This window comes from Dyadobacter psychrophilus, from assembly GCF_900167945.1.
Classification (GTDB): domain Bacteria; phylum Bacteroidota; class Bacteroidia; order Cytophagales; family Spirosomataceae; genus Dyadobacter; species Dyadobacter psychrophilus.
The window spans coordinates 1-14,049 of the sequence record NZ_FUZA01000021.1 but is presented as its reverse complement, the minus strand read 5'-3'; the positions used below and the strand labels follow the sequence as shown (position 1 = coordinate 14,049).

At 45.5% G+C, this 14,049-nt stretch carries 12 protein-coding genes; 9 read left to right on the top strand and 3 right to left on the bottom strand.

Going from position 1 to position 14,049, the window contains the following annotated elements:
* Nucleotides 1-260: transposase (locus tag B5X68_RS28325; RefSeq protein ID WP_141110145.1), on the bottom strand; the 260-nt coding region annotated here is incomplete at its 3' end.
* Between the two features lie 188 nt (nt 261-448).
* Here B5X68_RS28325 and B5X68_RS28320 point away from each other — a divergent pair.
* From B5X68_RS28320 to B5X68_RS28280, 9 genes are all read left to right on the top strand, one after another.
* Complete coding sequence (locus B5X68_RS28320; RefSeq protein ID WP_304488616.1) at nt 449-1,051, top strand: recombinase family protein; 603 nt, start codon at nt 449-451, stop codon at nt 1,049-1,051.
* A 68-nt stretch (nt 1,052-1,119) separates the two neighbouring features.
* Nucleotides 1,120-1,794, top strand: a complete 675-nt coding sequence (locus B5X68_RS28315) for a response regulator transcription factor (RefSeq protein WP_082218139.1) — start codon at nt 1,120-1,122, stop codon at nt 1,792-1,794.
* Entirely contained in the window at nt 1,791-3,056 is a 1,266-nt protein-coding gene (locus B5X68_RS28310) for a sensor histidine kinase (protein ID WP_082218138.1), read from the top strand. The genes B5X68_RS28315 and B5X68_RS28310 overlap by 4 nt, the downstream gene beginning before the upstream one ends.
* A gap of 71 nt (nt 3,057-3,127) precedes the next feature.
* Nucleotides 3,128-4,501 (top strand): TolC family protein, encoded by a 1,374-nt coding sequence (locus tag B5X68_RS28305; protein ID WP_082218137.1) that lies wholly within the window; start codon nt 3,128-3,130, stop codon nt 4,499-4,501.
* Between the two features lie 6 nt (nt 4,502-4,507).
* Nucleotides 4,508-7,648 (top strand): efflux RND transporter permease subunit, encoded by a 3,141-nt coding sequence (locus tag B5X68_RS28300; RefSeq protein ID WP_082218136.1) that lies wholly within the window; start codon nt 4,508-4,510, stop codon nt 7,646-7,648.
* On the top strand, nt 7,623-8,762 hold the full coding sequence (locus B5X68_RS28295) for an efflux RND transporter periplasmic adaptor subunit (RefSeq protein WP_212568050.1): 1,140 nt from the start codon (nt 7,623-7,625) through the stop codon (nt 8,760-8,762). Before B5X68_RS28300 ends, B5X68_RS28295 begins: the two co-directional genes overlap by 26 nt.
* Nucleotides 8,763-8,915: 153 nt before the next feature.
* On the top strand, nt 8,916-9,821 hold the full coding sequence (locus B5X68_RS28290; protein WP_229208604.1) for a DUF1259 domain-containing protein: 906 nt from the start codon (nt 8,916-8,918) through the stop codon (nt 9,819-9,821).
* A gap of 3 nt (nt 9,822-9,824) precedes the next feature.
* The gene (locus B5X68_RS29330; protein ID WP_229208603.1) at nt 9,825-10,121 is read left to right on the top strand and encodes a chromate resistance protein ChrB domain-containing protein; all 297 of its coding nucleotides are present in this window, start codon (nt 9,825-9,827) and stop codon (nt 10,119-10,121) included.
* 39 nt (nt 10,122-10,160) lie between these two features.
* A complete protein-coding gene (locus B5X68_RS28280; protein ID WP_082218133.1) occupies nt 10,161-12,425 on the top strand; it encodes a DUF5916 domain-containing protein in 2,265 nt (754 codons plus the stop codon).
* Between the two features lie 382 nt (nt 12,426-12,807).
* Here B5X68_RS28280 and B5X68_RS28275 read toward each other — a convergent pair whose 3' ends face one another.
* On the bottom strand, nt 12,808-13,668 hold the full coding sequence (locus B5X68_RS28275) for an IS3 family transposase (RefSeq protein WP_229208598.1): 861 nt from the start codon (nt 13,666-13,668) through the stop codon (nt 12,808-12,810).
* Between the two features lie 20 nt (nt 13,669-13,688).
* The gene (locus B5X68_RS28270) at nt 13,689-14,000 is read right to left on the bottom strand and encodes a transposase (RefSeq protein ID WP_082218033.1); all 312 of its coding nucleotides are present in this window, start codon (nt 13,998-14,000) and stop codon (nt 13,689-13,691) included.
* Nucleotides 14,001-14,049: the final 49 nt, after the last annotated feature.

Here is a 14,049-nt window from a genome sequence, read left to right as displayed (position 1 = left end):
TCCATGCGCATCGAGCAGTGATCGACCAGTTTACGATCAGAGGTTATGTTTTCCAGGTAACCCGTAAGCATAAGCTTGAAGAATACAACCGGGTCAATGGACGGGTTCCCGGTGCTTCCATACAGATCTCTGGTTTCTTTGTAAATGGAGTTCAAATCCAGAGATTCTCTCAACTTCCGATAAAAATTATCCTTTGGAATCCGCTCGGATAACTGGAAGTTCATGAACAGCTTTTCGGAGTAGTTTTTTCTTCCTTGCATTCCTGAAGTTACAAAATTCCAGGCAGTTATGGAAAGGATTTAGGCTGTTTTTCATTGAGTTCTGCAACGGCCACCACCGTATTTTTACATAACTCCAAACCCCGATATTTCTTACAATTCAATTATTTATATTGCCATATAATTAAACTAAATGTAATATATTTGATTTTAACAAGTTTTGTAAACAAATGATCAAATTAGGATACGCCCGGGTCTCTACCCAGGAACAAAATCTGGACCTTCAGCTGGACGCCCTAAAAAAAGAGGGATGCAAGCAGGTCTTTACCGATAAGGTCTCCGGAGTAAAGGCTACCAAGCCAAACTTTGAAAAATTGATGGAGTATGCACGGCCAGGTGACACCATTGTAATTTGGAAACTGGACCGGCTTGGGCGCAGCACCATTAAGCTCATTGAGCTAATAGAAGAGTTGAAAAATAAAGGAGTAAATCTTAAATCACTTTCTGAATCTATTGACACCAGCACGGCCACTGGTAATCTATTTTTTCAATTTATGTGTGTGCTTGCCGAACACGAGCGCAACATTATCCGCGAGAGAACAAAAGCTGGTCTGGAGTCAGCCCGTGCACGTGGCAGATCCGGGGGAAGGCCAGAAGGATTAAGTGAGCGCTATCGAAAAATCGCACCTGAGGTCAAGGAGATTTATGAAAAGAACAACCGGAGTACGGATGAAATCCGAGAGATGTTCAAAATAAAAAGCCAACCTACACTTTACAAGATTTTAAAGTACGCTGGGGTAGATATAAAAGGGTTTTTAAAGAAACGGGTGTAATATTCTAATGAAATTCACACCGTCAAACTTTCTCCAAAATTGACCATTACCTTAGCAAAAAACCGTAGATGAAATTACTGGTTATCGAAGATGAAGAAAGCTTGCTGCAAAGTATTGTTGAATACTTTACGCAGGAAGACTTTTTATGTGAAGGAGCGGGTTCTTATAGGCAAGGTATTGAAAAAATGGAGGACTTTCAATATGATTGCATTATCCTGGACATTAACCTTCCTGGTGGTAGCGGCCTAGAGCTTCTAAAATATCTTAGAAAAAACAAGAAAAGTGAAGGTGTAATCATTATTTCTGCCCGAAGCTCACTGGACGATAAAATTGCTGGCCTGGATCTGGGCGCGGATGACTATCTCACGAAACCTTTTCATTTGTCCGAACTGTTTGCCAGGGTGAAATCACTGATACGGCGTCAATATGCGTCCGGTTCGGATACACTTGAAATCAGCCATATGAAAGTAAATTTACTTTTAAAAACGGTTGAATGGGGTGGAAAACAAGTAGTTCTTACCAAAAACGAGTATGACCTGCTGCTTTTTATGCTCACCAATAAAAACCGTGTAGTAAGCAGACAAGCCATTGCTGAACATATATATGGAGAAGAAACAGACAATCTCGCCTCCTTTGATTTTGTATACTCACATGTAAAAAATCTGAAGAAAAAAATGAAAGAAAAAGGTTGTGGAGATTTGCTTCAAACGGTGTACGGACTAGGTTATAAGCTTTCTATATGACCAAAACGCTGGAACAAAAAAACACCCGGTATCTTTTCATATGGCTGCCACTTGTGCTGCTTGTTGGCTCGGCACTATTTTATGTTATGCTTGTTTTCCATGCGCACCACATGCGGGAAAAGCAGCTGGATCTAAAACAAGCTAACATATGGAAAGCTTTCACGCTACACCCTGAATCTATGGTTCTGCATATTGCAGGCGAGTATGATATCGATGCCAATAAGCGTGTTATTAACGACTTGCCTAATCAGCCACGCGATACCAGTTTATTTGATCACGAAAAAAAACAGTTCGTCGAATTTGCAATACTGACAAGACAAATGAATTGGAAGGGGGAGCCCTATAGGCTAACGACTTATGTTTCTTCCAAAGAAGTTTCACACTTAATTATTAAGGTCTTTCTTGCAGAAATCGCTATCCTTTTATTTCTGCTTTTAGCCATCGTAATTGTCAACCGAAGGAGCTCGCGTGTGCTTTGGCAACCATTTTTTCTTACACTGAAAAAAGCCGCTGCGTATGATTTGGTACGTAACCCTTCAATGCATCTGGACTCCCAGACTGGAATTGCCGAATTCAATCAACTGAATCATGAGCTGAATGACCTGGTGGGAAAAGTGAACAAAGTATATACGAATCAAAAACAATTTGTTGAGAATGCATCCCATGAGATGCAGACCCCTGTGGCTATTATCCGATCAAAAATTGAGTTTCTTATCAATGATCCGGCTTTAACCGAAAGAACGGCAGTTTTATTGGCCGACATAACAGCGGCTAACGAGAGATTGAGCCAATTAAACAAAAGCCTATTATTACTGGCCAAGATCGATAACAATCAGTTCCCACAAGTGGAACAGGTCGATGTTTCACAGGTCATTGAAAAAATTCTTGAAAATTATCATGAACACTATGAACATTTCCCGAAATTGACAAAATCCATTCAACCACAAATAATCATTGTAGCGAATCTTTCTCTTTTTGAAATCCTACTTAGCAACCTGGTAGGTAACGCCGTAATACATAATATCCCTAATGGCAGGATTCATGTGGAGTTGAACACCGAAAAACTGATGATTGTTAACACAGGTAATGAAATCAAAGATGATCCTGAGAAGCTTTTTGAAAGGTTTAAAAAAGGTGACGATGCATCTAAAACCACGGGACTAGGGCTTGCATTAGTCAAACAAATTACCCAGTTATACCAGCTCAAAATTCAATATGAATATGAAAATGCAGAACACCGCATCACAGTATTTTTTTGTTAAACCAAAGCCTACAAAGTTTCTCCAAAATCAATAAATAGTTTCGCGTTCGTTTCACAGAACGCTTACTATTTATGCCATATCTAAAAATAACGAGCACATTTTTTTTGTTGTTCCTTTCCTATTTAGTCTATGGACAAAAACCAGACACGACTGTCTCCCTGCGCGAAGCGCTGCTACTGGCCGAAAAAAACTACCCGCTGCTTAAATCCAAGTACTATGAATCAGAAGCGGCAAAGAAGGACGTAGCGCTGAGCCGAAATACCATTATCCCATCGTTGGATCTAAGTTACCAGGCCAATCTGGCGACCTACAATAATATTACGGGAATGCTTGATCCATCCGGTATTTTTCCAATAAGCGGGCCACCTTCCGCCGAGAATAAATATCAGCCTGTCTTTGGCAGCGCAGCAGGATTTTCCATGAACTGGCAGGCAATCACCTTCGGGCATCGCGATGCCCAAACCGCATATGCAACAGCCGGAGTAAATCAAAAGGAATCGGACTCAAAAATGGAATTGTTCAGACATCTGGCCAAAGTGACCAATACTTATCTGGATGTTGCATTGGCAAAGCAGCTGATTGCTATAAACCAGAAAAATATTAAAAGAGTTGAATTTGCATTGATCCAGTCGCGCACACTCACAAGTAAAGGACTCAAGCCCGGTGTGGATACGGCTTTGTTTCAATCGGAACTTTCTAAAAGCAAGATTGAATTACTGAATGCCACAGAAAAATTTGAAACCCAAAAAATATTACTTTCCCAATTTTTGGCGGTTAATGAGGCAATTAATACAAAGGACAGCCTATTCTTTGAAAAGTTCCCACAGGCGCACGCAGCTATTTCCTCTGATTTTAGCAGTCATCCTTATATCAGCTATCCGAAAAGTATTTTAGAATACAGCCTGGCGAAGGAAAAATTAATCAAACGATCCTATCTGCCTAAGATAAATATATGGAGCACGGCTTATGCCCGAGGTTCAGGGATCAAGTATGATGGCACCGTAAAGGCAAGTGATGGTTTGGGATTTAGTCGTTTCAATTACGGCTTGGGATTTCAGATTGTTTACCCAATATTAAAATTTTCGGATAAAAATATACAAATCCAGCAGCAAAGCCTGATGACGCAATCTATCCAGCAAAAAGTGGAAGAGAATCTGCTTATTCTGGATAAGAAAGACCAGATCAGCCAGCTGACCTACAACAATGCTTATCTGATCGCCACTGAAACAGCTACGCAATTACAATCTGCACAGTATGCTTTCAAGGCAATGCAAATCAGATATAATACCGGTCTGGTGAATTTCAGTGACCTTATTCAAGCCCAGTATAATCTTTTGAAAGCCGAAACCGATTCACAGCAGTCTTATTGGTACATCTGGAAAGCGCTATTGAATAAGGCTGTCACAAAGGGTGATATCAACATATTTTTAAATGAACTGAAATAGAAAGTTATGCTTCAACTCATACGTTTTGCATTAAGGAAGCCCGTTTTTATAGTGGTTGCCATTGTAGGGATGCTATTCTTTTCTATTCTGGCCATAAGGAAATTGCCCATCGATATATTTCCAAAAATGGGAACGCCCACTATTTATGTGGCACAGACCTATGGCGGATTATCGCCACAACAAATGGAAGGTTTTCTTGCTTCGTACTACGAGTATCATTTCCTGTACATCACCGGAATCAAATTTGTTGAAAGCAAATCAGTCCAGGGTGTATCGCTCATTAAATTGCAATTTCACGAAGGGACGGATATGGCAACTGCCATGGCTGAAACCATTTCCTATGTCAACCGTGCCCGCTCCTTTATGCCCGCCGGTACGTTTCCGCCCTTCGTTATGCGTTACGATGCAGGCTCACTTCCGGTTGGTCAGCTGGTTTTCAGCAGTGCTACCCGTTCACTGAATGAAATCCAGGATCTGGCATTGTTTAAAGTGCGGCCCATGTTTGGTGCGTTGCCAGGCGTTTCTGCTCCCCCGCCATTAGGAGGGAATCAGCGCACGATTCTGATCAAAGCAAACCCTGAACGGCTAAGAAGCTACAATATTTCACCCGACGAACTGGTGGCATCCATTGCCAAAAACAACGTGCTCTTACCCGCCGGGAACGTGCGTATTGGTGATCAAACACTGATTACGCCTTCCAACAGTGTGGTTGACAATTTTAAGGAACTAGAACAGATCGCGGTTAAAGAGGTAAACGGAACATCTGTTTTTGTCCGGGATGTGGCCAGTGTGGAAAATGGAGCAGACATTACATCCGGCTATGCGCTCATCAATGGGAAGCGTTCCATTTACATTCCGGTTACCAAACGGGCCGATGCTTCAACCTGGGATGTTGTGCAACGCATTAAAGAAAATCTTCCACAAATGCAGGCTGCCATTCCCGATGACATCAAAGTATCCTACGAGTTTGACCAGTCAGGGTATGTGATCAATTCCTTGAAAAGCCTGCTTTTCGAAGGCGGCTTGGGGGCTATACTAACCGGACTTGTGGTTCTGCTATTTCTACGCGATGTCAGAAGCGCGCTCATTGTCGTACTCACAATTCCGCTGGCTCTGCTTGCAGCTGTCGTGGGACTTTATTTGGCTGGGCACACCATCAATATGATGACATTGGGTGGACTGGCACTGGCAGTGGGAATTTTAGTTGATGAAGCGACGGTAACCATTGAAAATATCCATCGGCATCAGCAAATGTCCAAATCAACATCAAGGGCAATCCTGGATGCATGCTTGGAAATTGCGGCTCCCAAACTACTGATCTTGCTTAGCGTACTTGTAGTGTTTTTACCCGCTATATTTATGACAGGCGTGCCTAAGGCGATGTTTATCCCCTTGTCCTTATCGGTTGGGTTTGCCATGACCGCATCCTTTCTGTTGTCACAGACATTGGTCCCCATTCTAGCTAACTGGCTTCTTAAAAATGAAACAGCAACAAAATCAGAATCTTCCTTTGATCGGTTTAGTGAAAAATATGGTAAAACGGTGATGCATTTTGGTGCTATAAAATTTATCGCTCCTTTGATTACCTTACTTTTCGTTGGTACTACGGTTCTTTTATACAATGCATCGGGGAGAGATATTTTTCCGAAAATTGATGGTGGCCAGTTTCAGCTACGTTTAAGGATGCCAACAGGGACCAGGATCGAAAGAACAGAGGATGCTACGAAAAAAATACTGGGACTGATTAACAGCTTAGCGGGAAAAGAGAATATTGCCATCACTTCCTGCTTTGTAGGTTTACAGCCATCTACGTACGCGATCAATTCGATTTTTCTTTGGACAAGTGGGCCGCATGAAGCCCTCTTAAAAGTAAATCTTTTGAAAGGGTCAGCCATAAACATTGAAACTTTGAAAGAACAGATCAGGGATAAGGTAGTAAACGAGATCCCCAATGCTGTAATTTCTTTCGAACCGGCCGACCTGGTTGATCAGGTGATGAGCCAGGGATCCAATACACCTGTTGAAGTGCTGGTTCAGGGGAAGGATCTAACGCAAGGCAGAGTATTTGCAGAACGGTTAAAATCTCAAATGAAAAGAATTGGGTTTTTACGGGATGTACAAATTGGCATCCCGCTAGATTACCCTAGTATCCAAATCAATTATGACCGGGTCCGAATGGGACAAATGGGCCTTTCTATCGAACAGGCCGGAAAGGCGGTCACTGCTGCCGTATCATCAAGCCGAAATACCCAGCCCGTTTACTGGCTTGACAAGGCGGGTGGTAATTCCTTCCAGGTGCAGGTAGAATATCCGCAATATATGATGAACAGCCCTGAGCAGATCGAACAGATTCCTATCAGTAGTGACAAGGGGGACAATCTGTACCTACGCGATATTGCCGATTGGAAAAAAACCATTTCAGTGGGCGAATACGACCGGATGAACCAACAGCGGTTTATCACTATAACAGCAAATATTTACAACCAGGATCTGGGAGAAGCTGTAACGCATGTGAACCAGGCCATATCCAAGCTTGGTGAACAACCGCATGGTATGAAAGTTTATATGCGTGGCCAGTCTGATTTATTGACCCAAACTTTAAGGGAACTGTCCATCGGTCTGCTGCTGGCAGTGACTGTAATTTTCCTGATGCTATCGGCTTATTTTCAATCACTGAGAATACCGATGATCGTCTTATCGGTTATTCCTGCTGTGGTAACCGGCTCGTTGTTGCTACTTTTTGTGGCGGGACATAGTTTAAATATTCAGTCTTTTATGGGTTGTATTATGGCCATCGGGGTTTCCGTGGCTAATGTCATCCTCTTGGTCACCAATGCAGAAGCCATTCGAAAGCAAAGGCTGTCTGGTCAAGATATAGGTATCCAGGCTGCAAAAACCAGGCTTCGTCCGATCCTGATGACCGCTATTGCCATGGTAGCCGGTATGATACCGATGGCGATGGGCGTTGGTGAAGGCGGCCAGCAAACTGCACCTTTGGGTGTGGCCGTTATCGGCGGTTTGATATTTTCAACGCTAAGTACATTATTGATCACTCCCCTGATCTATAACGCCTGGATTGGCAACAAAAATTACGTAGGCGTTTCTCTTGATCCTGATGACAATGAAAGCCAAAACTTTGGCCAGTAAAACAACGAATGATATGCTTAGAATTTTCTTTTTCAGCTGTGTCTGCATGTTTCTCTTTTATTCTTGCAACAGCAAAGAGCAGTCCGGTGCCAAAACCACTGAAACCAACCCGGATGGTAAAGATTCGGTAGCGATTTACATTGCAAAAAGCGATTCTGTCGAAAAAAAAATTACTTTACCCAGTGAATTGCTGCCTTATGAACGCGTAGAAATCCGTTCAAAGATTCAGGGTTATTTGAAAAAAATAAATGTTGACATCGGAAGCAGGGTGCGTAAAGGGCAGTTACTAGCTCTTATCGATGCGCCGGAAATTGCTTCGCGTCTAAGCGAGGTAACCGAAAAGATCCAGTCTGCAAAAGCTAAATATTTAGCCAGCAAAGACAATTTTGACCGTATTTATTCTGCTTCTCAAACCGAAGGTGTCATTGCAGCCAGTGAACTGGATAAAGTTAAAAATCTCTTTATGGCCGACAGTGCGGATTATAAAGCCGCTATCTTCACCGCTGCTACCTATAAGCAAATGGGAAATTACCTGGCGATCACCGCACCTTTTAACGGAGTGGTAACCAAACGAAATGTGCATGAAGGTACTTTTGTGGGAAACCCCGGTGAGCTTCCACTTTTGGAAATTGAAGATAATTCCCGGCTAAGACTTCGGGTAGCTGTTCCAGAGATATATACCGGCACCAGTTTGAAAAAGCAAAGCATCAAATTTACAACCAAAGCGATGCCTGAAAAAGTATTTGACGCCAAACTGGTCCGTAAATCAGAAAATATAGACAATGCCACGCGGAGTGAAATTTGGGAATTTGAAGTAACCAACACGAAAAAGTTACTGAAAACGGGTATGTATGCGGATGCCAGACTAGAGGTTCAGCGTTCACAACCAGGCGTTACATTACCATCATCCGCTATTGTGACCACTTTGGAAAAAAAGTTTGCCATTAAAATAAAGCAGGGGAAAACGCAGTGGATTGACATAAACCAGGGGCTTAACCTGGGAGACAAAATTGAAGTATTTGGCAATATCATGCCCGGAGATACGCTGATACTAAAAGCCAATGAGGAATTAAAAGCAGATGTTTCGGTTATCGCAAAGCTTGTAAAAAATTAGTTTACATACTTCTAAAATCAAAAACAATATTAGCCCTTTATTCAGCTTAAAAAATAATTAAATCGCACTTTTATAAACCAAGTTATGAACTACTTTTCACGAAGAGACTGGTTTAAAGCCAGCACTTATTTTACTGTTGCCGGATTGGCAAGTATGAACGCTGTGCAAGCTTCGACGATTGCCAAAACACCTGCACTTACCAAGGAAGAGATTGCAGCTATTGAAGCTGCTATGGGTAAAAAGGGCAACTATAATGAAGGACAAGCGGTTCATACCACTCCGCTTCCACGCAACGATTTGAAAGTCACTGTCAAAGGTGAACCTGTTCCAATTCCATTTGGGTTTGGGGGATGGGCGTCTATCAAAAAAACAGTAGATGGGAAATCAGCCGTTTTAATGAGCGATACAGTTCTGCTGGAAGAAGAAGTGAATCCCTTGATTTCAGCGGCGCATGCCAACGGCCTTGAAATCGGGGCTATTCACAATCATTTTTTCTATGAGCAGCCACGCATATTCTACATGCACATGCATGGCATGGGTACGCCACAAGAGCTTGCCAAAAAGTTTGCTGCCACCATTAAAGATGCCAAAATCTCCCCGGCTAACCAGCCTGTGCCTTCTGCGCCACCCACCACTACGGGCAAGGAACTCTTTGATATACCAGCCCTTGACGGCATTGTCAAGTATACCGGCGTAGTAAACGGCCCAACTTATAAATATACTGTTGGCCGTGACGATCTGACGGTTATGGCCATGGGTGCAGAAATGACAGCTGCCATAGGACTTAACTCCTGGGCAAGCTTTGCTGGAAACAAAGACAGCGCCCATATAGCGGGTGACATTGCCATGCTGGAAGATGAAGTTAATACGGTCATCAAAGCGCTTCGGGCCAATAACCTAGAAGTAGTGGCATTGCATAATCATATGTTTGGTGAGAACCCAAGGATCATATTTCTGCATTATTATGGGCGTGGACCGGCCACTACGCTTGCAAAAGGGTTCAGATCGGCCCTGGATGTTCTAGGAAAACCTGTTAAAGCGACGCATTCAACGCACTAGGAAATGGACTGGATTACCCGCGAACGCCCCAAAATCGATAGGATCGCCTGCCCGTGGCTGATCAAAAACTTTGTGGACAAGGAAGCCACATTCCACCTCGGGATACCAACAGCCACGGAGGGCGCTAAGGCTAATTTTGTCAACATCGGGGGCGTATCGCTGGGGTTGAAAAAGGATATCCAGCCCAACATAACTCTGGTCCCCGAAGTGGGCGCGTATTGGTACGATAGGAAAATCCTCGGTGTGCCCAAGCGGGGGCCTGGGTTTCAGTACGGCCAGATGCTGGCAACTAGTTTTTGAGTAGTGGTGTTTGTAAAGGAGGCCAGAAGCGCCCGTAGAATGACTTTGAAAACAGTTTTACCCTTCCTTTTCCTGCTGTTGAGCAGCCGTTTGTTTGCCCAGTCACTCGGCGTGAACGAAGCCGACTATGGTCTGAATGTCCGCCGGTCCATCGGACCGATTGTGCTAGACGGACGTCTGGATGAAGCCGCCTGGGACAAAGCGGACACGGTGTCGAACTTTTGGCAGTTTTTTCCGTATGACACCGTCCGGGCCGGTGCCCGAACCCGCGTACGGGTGTTGTTCGACTCGGAGTTCCTATACATAGCCGCCGAATGTTATCAACCCGGCCGGTACGTGGTCACTTCGCTCAAACGCGACTTTGCCCGCGGGCAGTCAGACCTGTTTGAGGTTAACATTGACCCCTTCGGCGATAAGCTTAACGGCTTCAATTTTGCGGCAAGCCCGTACGGCGTGCAACGCGAGGGCCTGATCACCAATGGACAGGAGTTTGCCACCGATTGGGACAACAAGTGGTACGTCCGGGTAGGCAACGCCGCCGATCGCTACACCGTCGAGATGGCCATCCCCTTCAAAACGCTCCGCTACAAGCAACGGCAGACTGGGGACGGGCCAGACGTGTGGCTGATCAACTTCATCCGCAGCGACATCGCCCGCAACGAGCAATCGGCCTGGGCACCCATACCCCTTAATTTTACCGGACAGGCGCTGGCGTTCTCGGGCCGGCTGATCTGGGAGCAGCCCCCCCCCAGGCCCGGTGCCAACGTCTCGCTGATTCCGTACGGGCTGGCCGAAACGGGCCGGGATTACCCGTCGGGGATACCTCCCCGACGGGGCGTCAACGCCGGATTCGATGTGAAGGTGGCCGTCACCCCTTCGCTCAATCTGGACCTGACCGTAAACCCAGACTTCGCGCAGGTAGAAGTCGATCAGCAAGTGACGAACCTGAGTCGGTTTGAGTTGTTTTTCCCCGAACGGCGGCAGTTTTTCCTGGAAAACAGCGACCTCTTCGGCTCATTCGGCACGAGCGTTACCAACCCGTTTTTCTCCCGGCGCATCGGCCTTGTCCGCAATCCCCGCACTGGGTTCAACGAGCGGGTGCCGATTCTGGCCGGGTTACGGCTGAGCGGCCGGTTGGACCGGAACTGGCGGGTCGGGGTGCTGAACATGCAGACGGGCCGGCGGTCGCTGGCCGATTCTGTCACGCTGCCACCGATCAACTACGGGATGCTGGCCGTGCAGCGCCGGATTTCGACCCGTTCGTTTTTGAGCGCACTGCTGGTAAACAAGGACCCCGTAGGGATAATGCCAGCCGGTGCCGCCCAACCGTATAACCGGGTCGCCGGCCTGGAGTATTCCCTGGCTTCGGCCAATAACCAGTGGCGGGGCAAAGCGTTCTACCACCGCTCGTTCAGCCCGGACCGGCCGGCTCAGCCCTACGCGGTGGGCGCCCTGCTGTTCGTTGACAAGCCAGCGGTCAACGGGCGGGTTGGCGTTTACGACATTGGCGATAACTTCCGGGCCGACGTGGGGTACGTCCCCCGCGCGAGCCTGCTGAAATTCCATGGCGAGGTCTTTAGGGTGCTTTTCCCGAAAGGGCGGCTGGGCCGGCACATCAACCGGTTTTACCTGGGACCAAACTGGGATTTTATTTATGGGAAACGGCAGAACCGCCTGATTGACTGGGACGCGGGACTGTTCGGGGGCATCACGATGCAAAACCAGTCGCAGCTGAGTTTTGTGTTTCTGCGCTGGGATTACACCTACCTTTTCTCGCCCTTCGACCCATCCAACACCGGCGGGATTGCCCTTCCCGCCAACACCTCGTACCTGTACTTCAGCCACAGGCTGACCTACGTGTCCAACGTTAGGAAGCCTTTTTTCTATAGTTTCAACGGTCGATACGGGCAGTACTTCAACGGTCGGATCACGCAGTTGCACACCGTCATGAGTTACCGGCAGCAACCTTACGGTGTTTTCTCGCTTGATTTCACCTATAACGGTATTCGGCTGCCCGCGCCCCACAGTCAATCGGACCTGCTGCTGATCGGCCCCAAGGTCGATCTGTCCTTCACCCGGTCGTTGTTTCTAACGGCCTACGTCCAGTATAACAACCAGATAAACAATGTCAACACCAACATCCGGTTCCAGTGGCGGTACAAACCCGTCTCGGACCTGTTCGTGGTGTACACCGATAACTACTTTGCGTACGAAACCCTCGATGATGACAACCGGCTGATGCGGGCCTGGCAACCTAAAAATCGGGCTTTGGTGATCAAATTCACGTATTGGCTGAATCTGTAACCAAAAACCTCTTTTGTCATGATGTCGGGTTAGGCTAAAAATTGTACATAAATGACGGCCAGCCTTTTGAAAGCTTTTTTAAGAAGCAAATATGAGCATCAATATAGTTGAAAGAAATGTGTCTATGCTTTATGGCAGCCAGTTCCAGAGAGCATGTTTGAGAAAAGGTAAATTTTATATCGTCAATATTTAAAGATGGCGGTGAGATTTACACGTAGCAAACGGCTCACTAGAAAAACAGCTCTACCGAACCCGCGGTACTTTCGGTTCAATCTTTTAATTTAACCCATTATTCCGAAAGGCGGTTAAGAAATAGTTCTTTGACGTGGTTCCCTTTTGGTTTACACTTTTGCGGGTTAGTAAATATTTAAAACTTCAATTCTTATCCCGTTTGTCGGTAATATTCGGCCTCAAATGCTGCGGGATTCAAATAGTTCAAAGACGAATGCAGTCTTCTTGTATTATAATATCCCTCGATGTATTCAAATAGAGCAGACTTCAATCTTTCAATGCTCTCATAACCACCTCTGGGCATATCTAATTCGGCCTTCAGCCTACTCCAGAACGACTCCGCCCATGCGTTGTCGTATGGGTCATCGGCACGGGACATGCTTTGTCTCAGTTTGAAAGTTTTTATTACTTTCTTCATTTCCCGTGATAAATATTGTCCGCCACGATCCGAGTGCACGATCATACCAGGTTTGGCCCTGCGCTTCAACAGTGCTCTCGACAACGGTTCCCTGACAAGACTTTCTTGCATATTGTCAGCCAATTGCCAGCTAACAATTTGCCGGGAATACAAATCCATCCAGGTGCAGAGATAAGCCCACTTCCCGCCTTTCAAAGGCATGTAAGTAATGTCCGATGTCCAAGCTGCATTGGGTCGATCTGGCTTTGACTGGTTAAGCAGAAGGTTTGGACAAACTCGTTTTCCGTGTTTACTATCAGTTGTCCTTGGAATAAACCTAGGTGGTTGAATAGCCCTTAAACCCTCTTTTCGCATGATTTCAGCGACTTTTCGGCGACTAATCTTGATGCCTTTTTGTTTCAAGGATTCTTTGATACGTCGACTGCCATATCGCTTCAAATTACGGATAAACTCGATCCGTATTTCATGCTTTGGGCGGTTGTATTTTTTGTCCGCATTATAACTTTCTCCTCGCCGGTACCGGTAATAAGCTGTGCGGCTTACTTCAAAAAGCGAACACAGATAACTTACCTTATTTGTCCTCGAAAGTGATATTATTAAGTCATAGACGTCTCTCAGTCGGACGTGCTGAAGAGACCCAACGCCTTTTTTAAGATTTCACGGTCGGTTTTCAGGCGTTCAACTTCCGCTCGTAGCCTAGCATTTTCAGCAGCAAGTTTTGCAGCCTTACTACCTTCACTCTCCACATTCTTTGTTTTTGTCTTCATAGTTGCCATTCTCTTCCAACGATATAGAAGATTTTCAGCAATTCCAAACGTCTCCGAGATTTCCTTCGCGCTTCTTCCAGAAGCCAACATTCTCGCTACTTCCTGCTTAAAATCAGCATCGTAACTCTTTCTGGTTTTGCTCCCCTTCTGAACTCCCATTTTGCATCAGGTTGTGCAAAAATGTGTGCCGCTTTTTGGAGCCACCTCA

Bases quoted from the DNA above. Each gene is read 5' to 3' on its own strand.
- B5X68_RS28320 (WP_304488616.1), top strand. From the start codon at position 449: ATGATCAAATTAGGATACGCCCGGGTCTCTACCCAGGAACAAAATCTG.
- B5X68_RS28315 (WP_082218139.1), top strand. From the start codon at position 1,120: ATGAAATTACTGGTTATCGAAGATGAAGAAAGCTTGCTGCAAAGTATT.
- B5X68_RS28310 (WP_082218138.1), top strand. From the start codon at position 1,791: ATGACCAAAACGCTGGAACAAAAAAACACCCGGTATCTTTTCATATGG.
- B5X68_RS28305 (WP_082218137.1), top strand. From the start codon at position 3,128: ATGCCATATCTAAAAATAACGAGCACATTTTTTTTGTTGTTCCTTTCC.
- B5X68_RS28300 (WP_082218136.1), top strand. From the start codon at position 4,508: ATGCTTCAACTCATACGTTTTGCATTAAGGAAGCCCGTTTTTATAGTG.
- B5X68_RS28295 (WP_212568050.1), top strand. From the start codon at position 7,623: ATGAAAGCCAAAACTTTGGCCAGTAAAACAACGAATGATATGCTTAGA.
- B5X68_RS28290 (WP_229208604.1), top strand. From the start codon at position 8,916: ATGAACGCTGTGCAAGCTTCGACGATTGCCAAAACACCTGCACTTACC.
- B5X68_RS29330 (WP_229208603.1), top strand. From the start codon at position 9,825: ATGGACTGGATTACCCGCGAACGCCCCAAAATCGATAGGATCGCCTGC.
- B5X68_RS28280 (WP_082218133.1), top strand. From the start codon at position 10,161: ATGACTTTGAAAACAGTTTTACCCTTCCTTTTCCTGCTGTTGAGCAGC.
- B5X68_RS28270 (WP_082218033.1), bottom strand. From the start codon at position 14,000: ATGGGAGTTCAGAAGGGGAGCAAAACCAGAAAGAGTTACGATGCTGAT.